This window comes from Nostoc sp., from assembly GCF_036917655.1.
In the GTDB taxonomy this organism is placed as follows: domain Bacteria; phylum Cyanobacteriota; class Cyanobacteriia; order Cyanobacteriales; family Nostocaceae; genus Nostoc.
Map to the genome: position 1 here is coordinate 398,993 of NZ_JBALCY010000074.1, position 14,804 is coordinate 413,796.

12 protein-coding genes and 2 pseudogenes are annotated in these 14,804 nt (G+C 42.1%); 7 read left to right on the forward strand and 7 right to left on the reverse strand.

The features are described 5' to 3' along the window. Positions 1 to 828: 828 nt before the first annotated feature. Together V7K30_RS28855 and V7K30_RS28860 are read left to right on the forward strand one after the other, a co-directional pair. Positions 829 to 987, forward strand: a pseudogene (locus V7K30_RS28855) (DUF3891 family protein); the annotation flags it as partial. Between the two features lie 508 nt (positions 988 to 1,495). Next, positions 1,496 to 1,771: a hypothetical protein gene (locus V7K30_RS28860; protein ID WP_335005212.1), complete on the forward strand. Its 276-nt coding sequence runs from the start codon at positions 1,496 to 1,498 to the stop codon at positions 1,769 to 1,771. A gap of 80 nt (positions 1,772 to 1,851) precedes the next feature. Here the strand turns inward: V7K30_RS28860 and psaK are convergent, their stop codons facing one another. Then, positions 1,852 to 2,112, reverse strand: coding sequence for a photosystem I reaction center subunit PsaK (gene psaK, locus V7K30_RS28865; RefSeq protein WP_334827953.1), 261 nt, complete (start codon positions 2,110 to 2,112; stop codon positions 1,852 to 1,854). A gap of 740 nt (positions 2,113 to 2,852) precedes the next feature. Between psaK and V7K30_RS28870 the strand changes: the two are divergent. After that, a pseudogene (locus V7K30_RS28870) lies at positions 2,853 to 4,088 on the forward strand (glycosyltransferase family 4 protein); the annotation flags it as partial. 659 nt (positions 4,089 to 4,747) lie between these two features. On the opposite strand, the gene V7K30_RS28875 reads toward V7K30_RS28870, so the two are convergent. Beyond that, entirely contained in the window at positions 4,748 to 4,954 is a 207-nt protein-coding gene (locus V7K30_RS28875; protein WP_335005216.1) for a hypothetical protein, read from the reverse strand. Positions 4,955 to 5,484: 530 nt separating this feature from the next. On the opposite strand from V7K30_RS28875, the gene V7K30_RS28880 reads away from it, so the two are divergent. Continuing rightward, positions 5,485 to 7,212 (forward strand): Rqc2 family fibronectin-binding protein, encoded by a 1,728-nt coding sequence (locus tag V7K30_RS28880; RefSeq protein ID WP_335005218.1) that lies wholly within the window; start codon positions 5,485 to 5,487, stop codon positions 7,210 to 7,212. Positions 7,213 to 7,808: 596 nt separating this feature from the next. Here the strand turns inward: V7K30_RS28880 and V7K30_RS28885 are convergent. The 3 genes from V7K30_RS28885 to V7K30_RS28895 form a co-directional block, all read right to left on the reverse strand. Then, complete coding sequence (locus V7K30_RS28885; protein ID WP_335005255.1) at positions 7,809 to 8,084, reverse strand: type II toxin-antitoxin system RelE family toxin; 276 nt, start codon at positions 8,082 to 8,084, stop codon at positions 7,809 to 7,811. Next, on the reverse strand, positions 8,077 to 8,328 hold the full coding sequence (locus tag V7K30_RS28890) for a type II toxin-antitoxin system Phd/YefM family antitoxin (protein ID WP_335005220.1): 252 nt from the start codon (positions 8,326 to 8,328) through the stop codon (positions 8,077 to 8,079). Before V7K30_RS28890 ends, V7K30_RS28885 begins: the two co-directional genes overlap by 8 nt. A 693-nt stretch (positions 8,329 to 9,021) precedes the next feature. Then, complete coding sequence (locus tag V7K30_RS28895) at positions 9,022 to 9,435, reverse strand: hypothetical protein (RefSeq protein WP_335005222.1); 414 nt, start codon at positions 9,433 to 9,435, stop codon at positions 9,022 to 9,024. 486 nt (positions 9,436 to 9,921) lie between these two features. Here V7K30_RS28895 and V7K30_RS28900 point away from each other — a divergent pair, with 486 nt between their 5' ends. The 3 genes from V7K30_RS28900 to V7K30_RS28910 all read left to right on the forward strand — a co-directional run bounded on the left by V7K30_RS28900 (position 9,922) and on the right by V7K30_RS28910 (position 11,218). Then, on the forward strand, positions 9,922 to 10,488 hold the full coding sequence (locus V7K30_RS28900; RefSeq protein ID WP_335005224.1) for a PadR family transcriptional regulator: 567 nt from the start codon (positions 9,922 to 9,924) through the stop codon (positions 10,486 to 10,488). A 222-nt stretch (positions 10,489 to 10,710) separates the two neighbouring features. Then, positions 10,711 to 11,010 (forward strand): type II toxin-antitoxin system HicB family antitoxin, encoded by a 300-nt coding sequence (locus V7K30_RS28905; protein ID WP_335005225.1) that lies wholly within the window; start codon positions 10,711 to 10,713, stop codon positions 11,008 to 11,010. A 13-nt stretch (positions 11,011 to 11,023) separates the two neighbouring features. Beyond that, on the forward strand, positions 11,024 to 11,218 hold the full coding sequence (locus V7K30_RS28910; RefSeq protein ID WP_335005227.1) for a hypothetical protein: 195 nt from the start codon (positions 11,024 to 11,026) through the stop codon (positions 11,216 to 11,218). Between the two features lie 397 nt (positions 11,219 to 11,615). Here V7K30_RS28910 and V7K30_RS28915 read toward each other — a convergent pair whose 3' ends face one another. Continuing rightward, complete coding sequence (locus tag V7K30_RS28915; protein ID WP_335005228.1) at positions 11,616 to 14,429, reverse strand: tetratricopeptide repeat protein; 2,814 nt, start codon at positions 14,427 to 14,429, stop codon at positions 11,616 to 11,618. A 75-nt stretch (positions 14,430 to 14,504) separates the two neighbouring features. Continuing rightward, positions 14,505 to 14,735, reverse strand: a complete 231-nt coding sequence (locus V7K30_RS28920; RefSeq protein WP_335005230.1) for a hypothetical protein — start codon at positions 14,733 to 14,735, stop codon at positions 14,505 to 14,507. Positions 14,736 to 14,804 lie beyond the last annotated feature (69 nt).

Genomic DNA, 14,804 nt, shown 5'->3' on the forward strand with positions numbered 1-14,804 from the left:
ATTCTTGAAAACTCCCAATCATCCGGTGGGAAAATAGCTCACCTTCTTTAGCAATTATTGGGCTATTTAGCTACATCTCCTGAACAAAAAGATTCCCGACTTATTACAAAAGTCGGGAATTTCGGCTAAGTATTTGGGTATTATACTCAATGGAAAATAGCTATAGCTATAAATAGCCACACTGAAGAATTCAGAGCGATCGCCCCTTCAATATCTACGCCGACATTTCTGACTTCAAAAATTACAGGACTTACGCAAAAAAGTTATGAAGTAGCGGTAATTCATGAATTACCGCTACGACAAATCAGGTTTTTGAGACAATTTTACGTAAGTCCTAAATTAATTCAACCCAAAATTCAAACTCATAATTAGGAGATTAAGTTGTGATTTTGACACTCCGCACGGCTAAAAGCCGGGGGATTCTTGAAGACTCCACAAACGAAGTTTCAATGGTGCGGACAAAGACACGCTAGACGCTCAACACAACTATTTTTCAATGTTGCAATTGCGCTTACTTTTAAATTGTTTTTTGCTTTGGGAGTCCATCACATAAGCCAGTTAGCTACACTCAACATCCTGCCATTATTTGCCCTTTAACTATTCCAAATCAAGTTGGATATGTCCGTTGCCGGGATTGCTCCGTACTAGGATGAATCAACGTGTAGACGGTTATTCTTACTTGCTTTTCACTATTATACCACTGTGGCTAAAGCCATATAATCGTTTTACGGCGCCCTATTGTCGCCTCCGACTTATCCCCATATCTAAAGCCATTTGCTCTGCGTCTCGTTTTTTGGTCAACGCTACGCAAAATGCTTGGGAAGTCATATATCATCGAAACCCTGGCCTTTTCAAGACGATAAATTCAAAGTTAACATGGAAGCCTGCAACCTCTCCCAGGTAAAATTTGAGAGCAGTACTGAATTAACTCAAGCACTACAAGAAGCTCCCATCAAGAGACTAGAGTGGACATTCGTTAAGAGTTAGGCACACACAGCTTAAGTTGTCGCCGCCATAGTCAGTAATTAAAGCCCCAGATGGGGCTTTTGGTATTGGAGTAGATTTTTAAACCTCACCCCCAACCCCTCTCCAAAGCATCCTATCCATTACCCGGATCTTTCTTAACATTTGTGAGAGCGATCGCTCACGTTTTTTCTAAGCCTGATTCGTTCGTTGTTCATTCTCAATAAAAACCTAATTTTAGCGAGAAGACAAATAGCTAATTTGTCAAGTATGCCTGACACCTCAGTGTTCAAGATACTTGTAAAACAAGCGTTTCAAGATTGTAAAGAAAGATGTGACTAATGGATAGCCAAAGCATCGGAGAGGGGAGTGTTTGCTGTCTTCAAATACGGGGTGAGGTTACGACTTGCACCCAAGCAAGAACTGCTATATACGCACTTAGTTCAGGTATAATTACAGACGTTTTGCATAAGTGCTGTTGCTATAAATGAGATGTTTAACAAAATCTCAAAAATAAGTTTTTTGTGCATTTATGAAATTAATCCAGATCCTAAAAGTAGCTGTAATTCCTGTTTTGACTGTATTTAGCTTTCTGTCTACATCAAATACAGTACTGGCTGACTACTTAACGAGTCAGGGTTCAGGAGGTCAATACCGTTATGAATTATGGTCTACCGATGATAACAAGGATTACTACTTGAAAATTTGGTCAAGTAAAGCAAGTCCAGAAAGTGACTCATACTCAACTGTACATTTCACATCTACTAGAGAAGCTCTAAGTTATTTTGATTCTCTAGAGACGCGATAAAAAAGAGCCAGAGAACTAACTTTCTGGCTCAAAGCTGGAGACAAAAGAATCATCAAATAAAGGCTAACTTGGGTAAAAATCTAAATTCTTCCCAGGTTATGCAGCCCTAAGACAGCGCCCACTCCTAAGATATGACCAAAGGCGGCACTTGCTAAAAAGGCTGGTAAACCAAAATCACCTAAGAAATTGCCTAAGGGTAGTTTTGGTTCTGCGTTGGGATACTTGATGGTAGATTTGCCAAAGGCAATGGCAATGATATTGGCAATAATGATAATTAGTCCAACTGTCGGACTCCATTGCAGAGGTGTAGTTGCAGCAGCGAGTAAGGTTGAAGTAAACACCTGATTTGCTCCTGAAATTTATTAATGTATTGAAAATATAATCTGAAACTTTCCGAAGCAAATTCCAGAAAGTACCCAATTTTGCATCAATATTTAACACTTATTCTTACTGCTTAATACAACGTCAGTTCAACGCGGTGAATTAACTGTGGTAACTGCTTTGAACTTAAATCTACAAATCAAGCAGTTTTTTAGTTTTAAATTATACCTTAACTCCAACTGTAAGGAATAAGAATTAAATAACATACAATTTATGTCCCTGGCTTACCTCACCCTCAATCCCTCTCCTTTATAAGGAGAGGGATCGTGAGACAGGATGAAGTTTTGCATTTTAGTTAATCCCCGTTCCTAACTTCGTCGAATTCACGTCAATGCATCTACAGCAATCCGTGCAGGAGTTACCAACAAAAAGATCCGCGAGTCGGGGTCTGAGCCTCTCGCTGGAAAGCAAATCAAATAGGATTGCTATATCTATGGAATTATATTTGTATCTATTTGATACAAATATAATTTTCATCTATCAAAAGTATGAAATATTATAAATAGAAGAATTTTTTGTATAGAAAGAAATTAAATCTAAATACTTAACTTAAAAGCATACTTCAGGCAGAAGATATAAAAATATTAGACATATTAAATTAAAATAAATATTAATCAAAGTTCTTAAACAATTCAGGTAAGTGTGCTAGACACGAACTGGAAAGAGCCTAAAACTTTGTTAAAATCAGCAACAACAAACTATGAACTCTATCACCGAAAAACGTATTGCCTTGATTTCCGTCCACGGAGACCCGGCGGTTGAAATAGGGAAAGAAGAAGCTGGGGGACAAAATGTTTATGTGCGACACGTCGGTGAAGCACTAGCGCGGCTAGGATGGCAAGTTGATATGTTTACCCGCAAAGTCAGTCTGGAGCAAGACTCGATTGTTCAACACAGGGACAATTGTCGAACTATTCGTTTAAAAGCTGGCCCTCTTGAGTTTGTGCCGCGAGATGAGATTTTTGAATATCTGCCAGAATTTGTGGAAAATTTCCTCAAATTTCAAGTAAAAAATGACATTAAATACCAGTTAGTTCACACTAACTATTGGCTCTCTAGTTGGGTGGGGATGGAGTTAAATAAAATCCAAGATAGTAAACAGGTTCACACCTACCACTCTTTAGGAGCAGTCAAGTATAACACGATAGAAAATATTCCTCTGATTGCTAATAAGCGATTAGCTGTGGAAAAAGAGGTGTTGGAAATGGCAGAGCGAATTGTGGCGACAAGTCCGCAAGAAAAGGAACATATGCGATCGCTAGTTTCCACTCAAGGCAATATCGACATCATTCCCTGCGGTACAGATATTCAGAGGTTTGGTTCGATCGCACGAGAAGCAGCCAGAGATGAATTAGGAATTGCGAAAGAAGCCAAAGTTGTATTATATGTAGGACGTTTTGACTCACGCAAAGGTATAGAAACCTTGGTGCGTGCAGTAAACGAGTCTGGGCTACGCGAGTCCAACAATCTCCAGCTAATTATTGGTGGTGGTAGTACTCCAGGTAACAGCGACGGGATTGAGCGCGATCGCATTGAGCAAATTGTCAACGAATTGGGGATGAGCGACTTTACCACTTTTGCTGGTCGTCTCAGTCAAGATGTTTTGCCAACCTATTACGCAGCTGCCGATGTTTGCGTTGTTCCCAGTCACTACGAACCCTTTGGACTCGTGGCAATCGAAGCGATGGCAAGCGGTACACCAGTTGTAGTTAGTGATGTTGGCGGACTTCAGTTTACTGTGGTTCATGAAGAAACTGGTTTATTAGCAGCACCACAAGATGTAGCTGCTTTTGCGTCTGCCATTGACCGAATTCTCTTAAATCCAGAGTGGCGAGACCAATTAGGTAAAGCTGGTAGAAAGCGCGTCGAAAGCAAGTTTAGTTGGGATGGCGTAGCAACTCAGTTGAGTGAACTTTACACCCAACTGTTGCAGCGACAACCAGTAGGGTCAACAGCAAAAGAACTAGTGGAGTCAACAGCCGAATTAGTCCAGTCAACAGCAAAAGAACTAGTAGAGTCAACAGCCGAATTAGTCCAATCAACAGCAAAAGAACTAGTAGAGTCAACAGCCGAATTAGTCCAGTCAACAGCAAAAAAGCCAGTTTTGGTTACTAAATAACTCTTTTGCGTAACAGAGAATGGTGATTACGATTCCTATATTAGGATGGATGTGGCAAAAGTTCTCAGAAAGAAAGAAAAAGAAAAAAACGCAAAATTCTAAGAGTTAAAATCTCTATTAAAAAAACCACCAGCTTTTATACTGGTGGTTTTTCAGTAATTTTAATTTACTTCAACTAGCTTGGCTAATAGTTGCTAACAATATAGACAAATATCCAGATTATTAGTTTAGAAGTTTTACCTTCATGGCTGAACTACACAGCCTCTATCCTATCTACAAATGTATTAAGGACTGCTTTTTGACCATTCCTGATTTGATTACCTCGCTAATTTAGTTTAAGTTTTTTCTAGACTATAGGTTAACTACTGAGAGATTATAGGCTTATGCCTTCCGCAACTAGAGAGGATTTTCACCTGACTAAATTAGGTCATCGGCTCTTGGAATTTGTGTATATCTTACCACGATTGGCCATGAAATCAGCAAAGTTTTTCAATACGCCGTTGTAATTCGGTTTCAAATTCCTCATCAGTCCGATTAAATTTAAATTCAACGTAATAAAAAATAGAACTTCCCCAAGTTATTTTAAGTTCACGAATAAAGCCGAACTGATCTTCATAAGCAGCTATCTTCCAGCCTGTCTGTTTTGCTAATGCATCTCTTAGCTCTTGCCACGTCATAGACATAATGACTAATCCTTGCTATATTTAGCCCTATTTGGTTGAAATGTTATTTATAGTAAAACCTTACCTATTTTGTAATGTTTAAAAATAAGTCTTATCTCCACGGCTAAGACTTATAGATGTTTATTACTTATGATTGATTTTCTAATGCTCGTCTCTTGCGTTTACTAGCGTTACGTCTAGCGCTACGTCCTAACTTTTTAGCTTTATCGCTCTAAACGAAGCCGTGCCGAAGGCTTTACGCTGCGCTATCCGTTGATAATGGTGCGTTACGAACTTCGTTCTAACACACCCTACATACCTAATTTTGTTCAAAAATCAAATAATTTAGGTCATGTCGTATTTATTGTATAAAAAAGTAACTTGTCACCTAAGCGCAAAAGTCTACCTTAATCATAGATTTGTGCTTTTTTTTATTCGCAGCTATCAGCAAACCAAGTAACCGCTATGATAGTTGAGGTCAGCTATGCTTTGACTAAACGAAAATAAAAGCATAGCGATCGCTACCATTTGAATGTTAACAACTAATCGCTTTGCAACCAGTTGACTTTACCACTCTCACAGCTGCTTGTAGCGAAATCCGCGCTAACTGGCTACCATCACGCTTAGAACAGGTTTACCAACGCGATCGCTATACTATTGCCATAGCATTACGCACCCTGAAACAACGGGATTGGCTACAGATTTCTTGGCATCCCCAAGCTGCACATATTTGCATTGGCGATCCACCACCGCGATCGCCAGATACCTTCACCTTTAGCCAGCAACTGATACACCAATTGAGTGGTTTGGCACTGGTGGCTATTGATGCGATCGCCCCTTGGGAGCGGGTTATTGATTTGCAATTTGCCCGTCGTCCTGGAGAAAGCGCCCTATATCATGTCTATGCAGAAATCATGGGCAAGTATAGCAACGTCATTCTCACCGACGCCAACAATATAATTATCACCGCCGCCCATCAAGTCAGTCAGCAGCAATCTAGTGTCCGTCCCATCCAAACCGGACAACCTTATGAAACACCACCAAAACTAACTGGGACTGTCCCCAGTTTGAGCGAATCTCAAGAACGTTGGCAAGAACGGGTAAGTTTAGTACCAGGAGCAATCAAGCGGCAATTGCTGAAAAGTTATAGTGGCTTGAGTGCCGCACTACTAGAGTTAATGCTGCTAGAAGCAAATATCGCACCAGAAACATCCACCGATAGCTTCAACCCCGACGACTGGCGACGGCTATTTGAGAGCTGGCAAGAATGGCTGCAAGCCTTAGATTACAGTAAATTTCAACCCGCTTGGACAAAAGATGGTTATACCGTGATGGGTTGGGGTGCAGTTGAAAACGTCAAAGATATCCAGGAGTTACTCAACCGCTACTACAGTAACCAAATTGACCAACAGTTATTTTCCCAATTACGCCATCAGTTGAGTCAGAAATTAAATAATATTCTGGCGAAATTACGGAATAAGGCGCAAACCTTTAAGACACGTTTGCAGCAATCAGATCAAGCCGATGAGTATCGTCAAAAAGCTGATTTATTGATGGCTCACCTGCAAAACTGGGAACCGGGGATGAAAGAAATTATCCTTGCTGATTTTGATACAAATTTGCCAGTAGCGATCGCTCTCCAACCAGATAAAAATGCTGTTCAAAATGCCCAAAGTCTTTATAAACAGCACCAAAAGCTTAAACGCGCTCGTTCTGCTGTCGAACCGCTACTGTTGTCAGTGCAGACAGAAATTGAGTATTTAGAGCAAGTAGAAGCTGCGATCGTTCAGATAGACAAGTATCAAACAGCAGAAGATTTGCGAGCTTTAGAAGAAATCCGCGAAGAGTTAATTGGGCAAAAGTATCTAGAAGATCCAGAATACCGCAGCCGCAGCGCCAATGAAGTCCCTAGCACCAACTTTCATCGTTACCTTAGCCCCGGCGGCTTTGAAGTATTAATTGGTCGCAACAATCGCCAGAATGACCAATTGACCTTTCGTGTAGCTGGGGATTATGACCTATGGTTCCACGCTCAAGAAATTCCAGGGAGCCATGTGCTACTACGTCTAAAACCGGGTGCTGTTGCAGAAGAAGCTGATTTGCAATTTGTAGCTAATCTTACCGCCTACTACAGTCGCGCCCGTCAGAGTGAGCAAGTCCCAGTAGTTTACACTCAGCTAAAACACGTCTACAAACCCAAAGGAGCAAAACCGGGAATTGCCATTTACAAGCAGGAGAGCATCCTCTGGGGAAAACCACAAATAGTCATTAGTCATTAGGCATTAGGCACTTTTACTGAGCGAACGCGAGTGCGTCTCGTAGAGAAGCCGTAAAGCCTGCGGCATAGCTTCGCTTAAGGCGCAGCCTCTCCAAGAGTTGTATTGGGCATTGGTTATTTCTCCCCAGATCCTTCCCCATCTATAACCCTGCGATCTGCTGAATTATCCTGACAGATAGAGGCTTTTAAGCTTTGCTCATATCTTTTTTTGATGAATATTCAGGAAAAATCTGTGTTGGCTGTTACAATATTGTTAAGAAAAGTTGCCCGTTGCATTTTGGGAACGCGCAATTGGGTTTTAACTCTCTTGAGAAGACAACGCAAAAAAACATTTTCCAGACCAGCTGTGGGAGGCTGGTCTTTTTGTTTTTTAATGCTCTAGCAAAATCACTTCTTCTCCCCTAGCTACTCGTTCCAAGAGAGATTTTAAATTTATCGCTGCTTCTTCAATGCTAATTCTCAACACTTCATTACTCCTGTAATTAGGCTTAAATATCAAATAAAATTTCCTGTTTACATTATTGTGGTTGAATCCAAGCGTGAGTAAAAGCAACAAAGCTTATTGAAAGGATTTTCCTTTTCTATCTTGCGTAAATCCTACAAATTTTTGTAGACTTCGCCATCATTCCTCTTGCCAACGCGAAAAACATCGATCATCTGATTCTCGTGATCAATAGTGTAAAGAATTCTATACTCACCCTGATCGACACGATAACCACCTTCATAGCCCTTTAATGCTTTACAATCTTGAGGTTGAGAATTGCCTTGAAGCGAAAGAATTTTAGATACAACTTGCTTATAAAATTTCGCTTGTAAATCACCTAAATCCTTTTCAGCAGTCATCGCAATTCTCAAACTGTAACGTTCACTCATTTCCACGCTTGGCACTGATTGCCTCTAACGTAGTAAAGCCATCATTTTCATTAACTGCACGACGAAGTGTCTCTGAGTCAATAGCATCTTCTATAGCTTCAAGCAGTCTCAAATCATCAAGACCAATAATCGCTACAGCAGCTTTTCCATGACGCTCAATCACAATACGCTCACCCTTATACTCAGCACGGCTAATAAGCTCTTGAAAATTTGCACGGGCTTCTGTTGCGCTTATGCCAGTCATAGTGCCTCACAAAATTAATAAATAACAATCGAAACTTAAATTTCGTACATTTTTATAAATTTGTACAAAACTTACATTATGTACTAATATTACACCACAATGGAAGAAGGTTTTCCAAAATAAGATTAAATTTTAAGTGGCCTCATTAAACTGGAAGACCGCTTCGCTCGATTAGGCGGTGGCAGGGACGGGCAATAGATTTCTCATGAAGCCAACTAGTTCTCATAAGCCCGCCCCTGCCACTTTGCCGCGCTGCCTAATCGCTTCCAGTTTAATGAGGGAACAACGCGATTTTGTGAGGTCAGCTAAAAAACCAGCGATGCCTACGGCGGGCTACGCCTACGCTAAAAATCATATTTAAGTACAGAGTAATTTTATTTACAGGACAAAATACTTGCTCACAGAATAATTCATCTTGATGAGATATCTCAAAAAGATTACTGGCAAGTGATTTGACAACAATCCATTCGGGACTATCCAAATGATTTCATAGGCAGTGTTAACCGACATCCCAGCCGCGCCCGGTTCATTCTCTGGAATACTTTTATCTTGCCGTTTAACAAAGTCACCAATTTTAAACATGTTCTGGGGATTCGTTATAGTAGGGTGGGCATTGGAATGCCCACCCTACTTACTGTGGTCTATTCAGATAAAATCCGCTGTATGGCTATTGAAAATCGCTCTAAGTTACCCTTAAACCTCAGACATGAGAAATCTTGATATTTCCGCATGTGCCAACACAGCACCAGGTTCGCGCTGGAGAGCGTTGTAATACTTTCTCTCGAAGGTATTGCCCGTCTCTAACGGTACAATCAGCGTGCGGACATCAGCAATCAACTTTTCAAAATTGTCCAACAATATCGGTTCATCTGCTTCGAGCATTTCATCAACTTGCACAACCACCTCAGAAATGCGATGTAGCCAAGCAAATTGTTCATGAGCGATAACTAGCTGAAGTAGTTCACCGCTTGATACTCGTCCACTAACCTGTTCGTAGGCAATGCGTTCTGTTTCCAGCAACATCTTGTGAAGGTGGAGTAATTTGTTTCGTAAATCACGCAGATATTGATGTTGACGTATTCTTTGTGAAAGTGTGTTAGAAGTCAATGTTACCCATCCTCTCGTTACGATAGTTTTCAATCGCTTAAATAATTTCTGCGTCGGTATTCATCACGAATAGACTGTAGCGAACAACTGGTCTGTTGAGTGATTCGCTAGTGATGAATAGCATATCCAATGGTGGCGTAGACGCTCGCCAGGAGGCTTGCCGCTCTGATCAGAACTTCTCCTTCCCTTCTCTACGAGAGGCTGCGCCAACAAGACGCTTCACGTAGCAAGATCCCCGTATGGGTACGGGAGCAGCACTCAACATACATCGCTGCTTCCTTACTGTCTTGTGCAAACAGCACCATTAGCCATCTGCCCAACCTCAGTTCATATATTTGGTTTCCTTGCTAAGACGCATTACAATCAACATATCTTTTTATATCCGTTATATCTTATATTTGATTAATCATATATTAGCATAAACTTATAAGAAGTACATAGTGTAGAACCTATCGAGAAAATATCAATTATGGGAAAACCGTCTTAATGTCGCTAGCATATGTAATTCTAGGTCTTCTTCAGCAGCAAGAAATGACGGGTTATGACCTCAAAACCAGCTGCTTTGATCAATGCATTGCCCATTTATGGCCAGCAGACCAGGCACAAATTTACAGAACTCTCGATAAGCTAGTTGAGCAAGGCTGGATTACCTGTACGATTGAGATTCAGCATGATCGTCCCAACCGCAAAGTCTACAGTGTGACGGAGCCAGGGAAAGCCGAATTCACCCGATGGCTTGGGACTCATCAGCCCTTACCGACTATCCGAGAACCTTTGCTCCTCCAGTTACATTTTGCAGATGAGTTGTCGAATGAAACGATCATTCACCTACTGGAGCAACAAGTGGCGGCTCGAAGCAAAAAGCTTGTTGAATGTGAAACCATGGATTTGCCATCACTCGGTGATGAGTCTGCCAACCGTGAGCAGGTGATGCAAAGGCTCGTGCTGGAGTTGGTAATCCGAAGAGAACAGACTTATATTGATTGGTTGAAGATAGCAATCAGTGTTATCAGTTGTCAAAAGCCATATGTATCACATTACCATATTCTTTGACACTTCATTCTAACGATTTAATCTTGGGAGTTAATCTGGGAACTTAGTCACATAACCGTCACATCAAGTCAGAGTCAACTTAGAGCAATAAGTTGGGAGCATAATTCCTGTGTACATTCTAATCAGCCTTCTGCTCAACCTTTGCATTATCTATTACTGCATAATCGCCCTAATAGCACTGTTTCAGTATGTTCATTGCCAGTGGCAAGCACGCGAGATTTCATGGCGATAAGGTTTATTCTGAGCGATTATGTTGACCGAGCGATGTCTGGCGACAAGCCGCTTTGCGTCTACGCCCAGGCAATTTATGACAAGCTTGAAGATGGTACATTTGCAGGTAGAATTCCTGTTTGCAAAAGAGTAATAGCCTTTGCATCAACTTTGCGCGAGTGTGAGGATGAATTATGCTCAATACTGGAAGACTGGATTTTGCTTGGGTTAAAGTTGGGACATTCTCTACCAGTAATTGATAATATTGACCTCAACAAGGAGCCGACCCTTGAGCCGATGGATACCGTGTAAGCGTCGGGATTTTGTGAAAAAATTACGATGGCTTGGCTTTGATGGCCCTTTTTCTGGAACAAGATATCAGTTTATGGTTTACGGAGAATATCGCCTAACTATTCCCTCTAATGATGAGTATTCTGTACCGCAATTGCGGATGATGATTGGGGAAGTTGAGGTTATTCTAGAGCGGGAAATCACGCTAGAAGAATGGAATAGCCTTTAAGATTTGCCGAGAAGCGATCGCAAGCTTTCGGCTCAATGATATACCAAAATGAATGCGTGAATTACTCAAATGAGAAAGCAAAAGCTGCTTTTGAGTAAGTCAAAGCTGCTTTTGCTTGCGGAAAACAGTAAAATGAGAAAGCAAAAGCTGCTTTTGAGTAAGTCAAAGCTTCTTTTGCTTGCGGAAAACAGTAAAATGAGAAAGTAAAAGCTTATTTTGAGAAAGTCAAAGCTCCTTTTGAGAAAGTAAAAGCTGCTTTTGAGTAAGTAAAATGGCATTTTTACTTAGTTCAATATGAATTTTAGTCTAGGCGATCGCAAATCTAACTTTTAACATGGTACGCTTTGCACAAAACTTGCGTATTCTTGATTTGAGGAGAGGCGATGCCTGCGGCGGGCTAGCCTACGCGAAGATTTGCCAAATTTTCACGACACTTGACAGTATGATGATGATTCACCCCTAATCGTTGCTCAAAAATATCTAAAGCTTGGATGTACAGGGGTTCAGCTTCACTGTATCTACCTTGGAAACGATAGAGTTCCGCTAGGTTGTTGAGGCTAGAGGCAACATCTGGATGCTCTTCTCCCAGCAGCCTAAGCCTGAGTGCTAAAGCTTGGATGTAAAGGGGTTCGGCTTCGCTGTATCTACCTTGCAAACGGTAAAGTTCCGCTAGGTTGTTGAGGCTAGAGGCAACATCTGGATGCTCTTCTCCCAGCAGCCTAAGCCTGAGTGCTAAAGCTTGCTGGCACAGGGGTTCACCTTCGTTATATCTGCCTTGAGAACGATAGAGTGCCGCTAGGTTGTTGAGGCTAGCGGCAACACCTAGATTCTCCTCTCCCAGCAGTCTGCGCCTGAGTGCTAAAGTTTGCTCAAACAGGGGTTCGGCTTCGCTGTATCTGCCTTGGGAACGATAGAGTTCCGCTAGGTTATTGAGGCTCATAGCAACATCTAGATTCTCCTCTCCCAGCAGTCTGCGCCTGAGTCCTAAAGCTTGCTCAAGCAGGGGTTCAGCTTCGCTGTATCTGCCTTGGGAGTAGTAGAGTGCCGCTAGATTGTTGAGGCTATTGGCAACAAATGGATTCTCCTCTCCCAGCAGCTTGCGCCTGAGTGCTAAAGCTTGCTGGTACAGGGGTTCAGCTTCACTGTATCTGCCTTGAGAGTCGTAGAGTAACGCTAGGTTGTTGAGGCTGAGTGCAACATCTGGATGCTCTTCTCCCAGCCATCTGCGCCTGAATGCTAAAGCTTGCAGGTACAACGGTTCGGCTTCGCTGTATCTGCTTTGGGAGTAGTAAAGTACCGCTAAGTTGTTAAGGCTCAGTGCAACATCTGGATGCTCCTCTCCCAGCAGCTTGCGCCTGAGTGCTAAAGCTTGCTTTAACAGGGGTTCGGCTTCGCTGTATCTACCTTGGAAACGATAGAGTTCCGCTAGGTTATTGAGGCTCAGTGCAATATCTGGATGCTCCTCTCCCAGCAGCTTGCGCCTGAGTGCTAAAGCTTGCTTTAACAGGGGTTCGGCTTCGCTGTATCTGCCTTGGGATTTGTAGAGATTAGCTAGGTTGTTGAGGCTGAGTGCAATAGATGGATGTTCTTCTCCCAGCAGCTTGCGCCAGAGTGCTAAAGCTTGCTGGTTCAGGGGTTCGGCTTCACTGTATCTGCCTTGGGAACGATAGAGTGACGCTAGGTTATTGAGGCTCAGTGCAATATCTGGATGCTCCTCTCCCAGCAGCTTGCGCCTGAGTGCTAAAGCTTGCTTTAACAGTAGTTCAGCTTCAGTGTATCTGCCTTGGGAAACATAGAGTACCGCTAGGTTGTTGAGGCTCAGTGCAACATCTAGATGTTCTTCTCCCAGCAGCCTAAGCCTGAGTGCTAAAGCTTGCTGGTTCAGGGGTTCGGCTTCGCTGTATCTGCCTTGGAAACGGTAGAGTACCGCTAGCTGGTTGAAGCTAGTGGCAATATCTGGATGTTCTTCTCCCAAACGCTTTTTAATGACTTCTAGACACTGCTCAAACCAAGGTAAAGCCTGATCATACAACCCCTGACCTTTGTAAAATTGGGCGTTACCGACGAAAGCCCAAAGTAAATCATCATCGCTGACGTATTGAATAAGATTATTCGCTACTTCTGCTAGATGAGGTATTGCAGGAGAGATGGTGGTAATTTTCTCTAGAGTGGGGTCTTGAGGAATTTCCTTAGCAACTTCTACCATTACCTTGCAAAGCGATCGCTTAAATTCCTCTGCCTGTTCTAAACCTGTAAGCTTATATTGGAAAAACTCCCGCAACAGTGGATGTAATTGGTAAATTCCCTCACCTTTGCGCTGAAGTAAATGCAAATTCAACAACTTATCATCTCTGATTTTCTCTATTTTTTCCTCGTCTTCCTCTCGTAAACACTGTTCTACCAACTTCCAAGATATAGGTGCGGAGGCAAATAAACTCAATAAACAGCCTAACTGCTTGTCATCGTCGTTTAATTCTTGCCAACTCAACTCAAAGGCTACTAACACACCCCGTTGTGCTGTCATGTCGCCTTCTGCTTTATCAAAGGCGGGTTGTTCTAGTCGCTTTTTCTCCAACCGTCGCAACATTTCTGTTAAAGAAAGGTCTTTTTTTCGCGCCAGATACCGTCCGACTAATTCCAAACCCAAAGGCAAATATCCCAACCACTCACACAACTGATTTGCAACAACCAATTCTTGCTCAATTCGCTGTGGTGTTTCTTTAAAAAATGACTTTAATAACTCTAGGGATGCTTCTGGTTGCAATACATCTAGAGATAATTCTTTTATAGATGCCCCTAAATGTTGGCGCGTAGTAATCAACACTTTAAACCGAGAAGATGACGAGGGTAAGTAAAGCTTAACTTGTTGATATTCTCCCACATCGTCTAATACTAGCAGCACATTACCCTCGCGCCAAAGCCGAAAGCAGTATTGCACTTGGGCAAGTAAATCAAAATCTTCTGGTGGGTTTAAGTCAAGCTGCGTTCTGGCAAACTGCACAATTTGAATTCCTACATCTTCAGCCTTTGCCAGCAACCAGCAAATTCCACCCTTGTAGATTTCACGGTGAGCCTTTGCGTATTGTAAGGCCAGTTCTGTTTTACCCAGTCCACCCATGCCAGCGATCGCAGCAATTACCACCTGATTATTTTCCTGCAACATCTGGTGTAGGTTTTGGAATTCAACTTCACGTCCAACAAACTTCACCACCCCACTTAGGGGTAAATTTTGCGGTGTTTCAGTAGAGGGATTTAACTTTGCCTGTTTCCCAACAGGCGACTGTAGTCAATCAGGGGGATGATTGTAGTTATTGAAAGTAATATTGTGACCACTACCTCCTTGAACAGTGGGAGCCTTAGCATCATTAGACTGGAAGGCTTCGCCACCGTAAACATTCTGGACATTTTTACCTTGAACCTTGCCAATATTAATTTCTTGGTGAATCTCTTGGGCAAGGCTTTGAACTTCTTTGCCAAATTGGGGGTTGGTGTCATTAGAACTCAGTGGAACTGTCACCAGTTTCACTGGTCTTCAAAACCGTGCATGAAAGTTTCCAATTCACACGGCTCCTCAGTGGTTTGGCGC

Bases quoted from the DNA above. Each gene is read 5' to 3' on its own strand.
- V7K30_RS28875 (WP_335005216.1), bottom strand. From the start codon at position 4,954: ATGTCTATGACGTGGCAAGAGCTAAGAGATGCATTAGCAAAACAGACA.
- V7K30_RS28905 (WP_335005225.1), top strand. From the start codon at position 10,711: ATGGCGATAAGGTTTATTCTGAGCGATTATGTTGACCGAGCGATGTCT.
- V7K30_RS28900 (WP_335005224.1), top strand. From the start codon at position 9,922: ATGTCGCTAGCATATGTAATTCTAGGTCTTCTTCAGCAGCAAGAAATG.
- V7K30_RS28885 (WP_335005255.1), bottom strand. From the start codon at position 8,084: ATGAGTGAACGTTACAGTTTGAGAATTGCGATGACTGCTGAAAAGGAT.
- V7K30_RS28860 (WP_335005212.1), top strand. From the start codon at position 1,496: ATGAAATTAATCCAGATCCTAAAAGTAGCTGTAATTCCTGTTTTGACT.
- V7K30_RS28890 (WP_335005220.1), bottom strand. From the start codon at position 8,328: ATGACTGGCATAAGCGCAACAGAAGCCCGTGCAAATTTTCAAGAGCTT.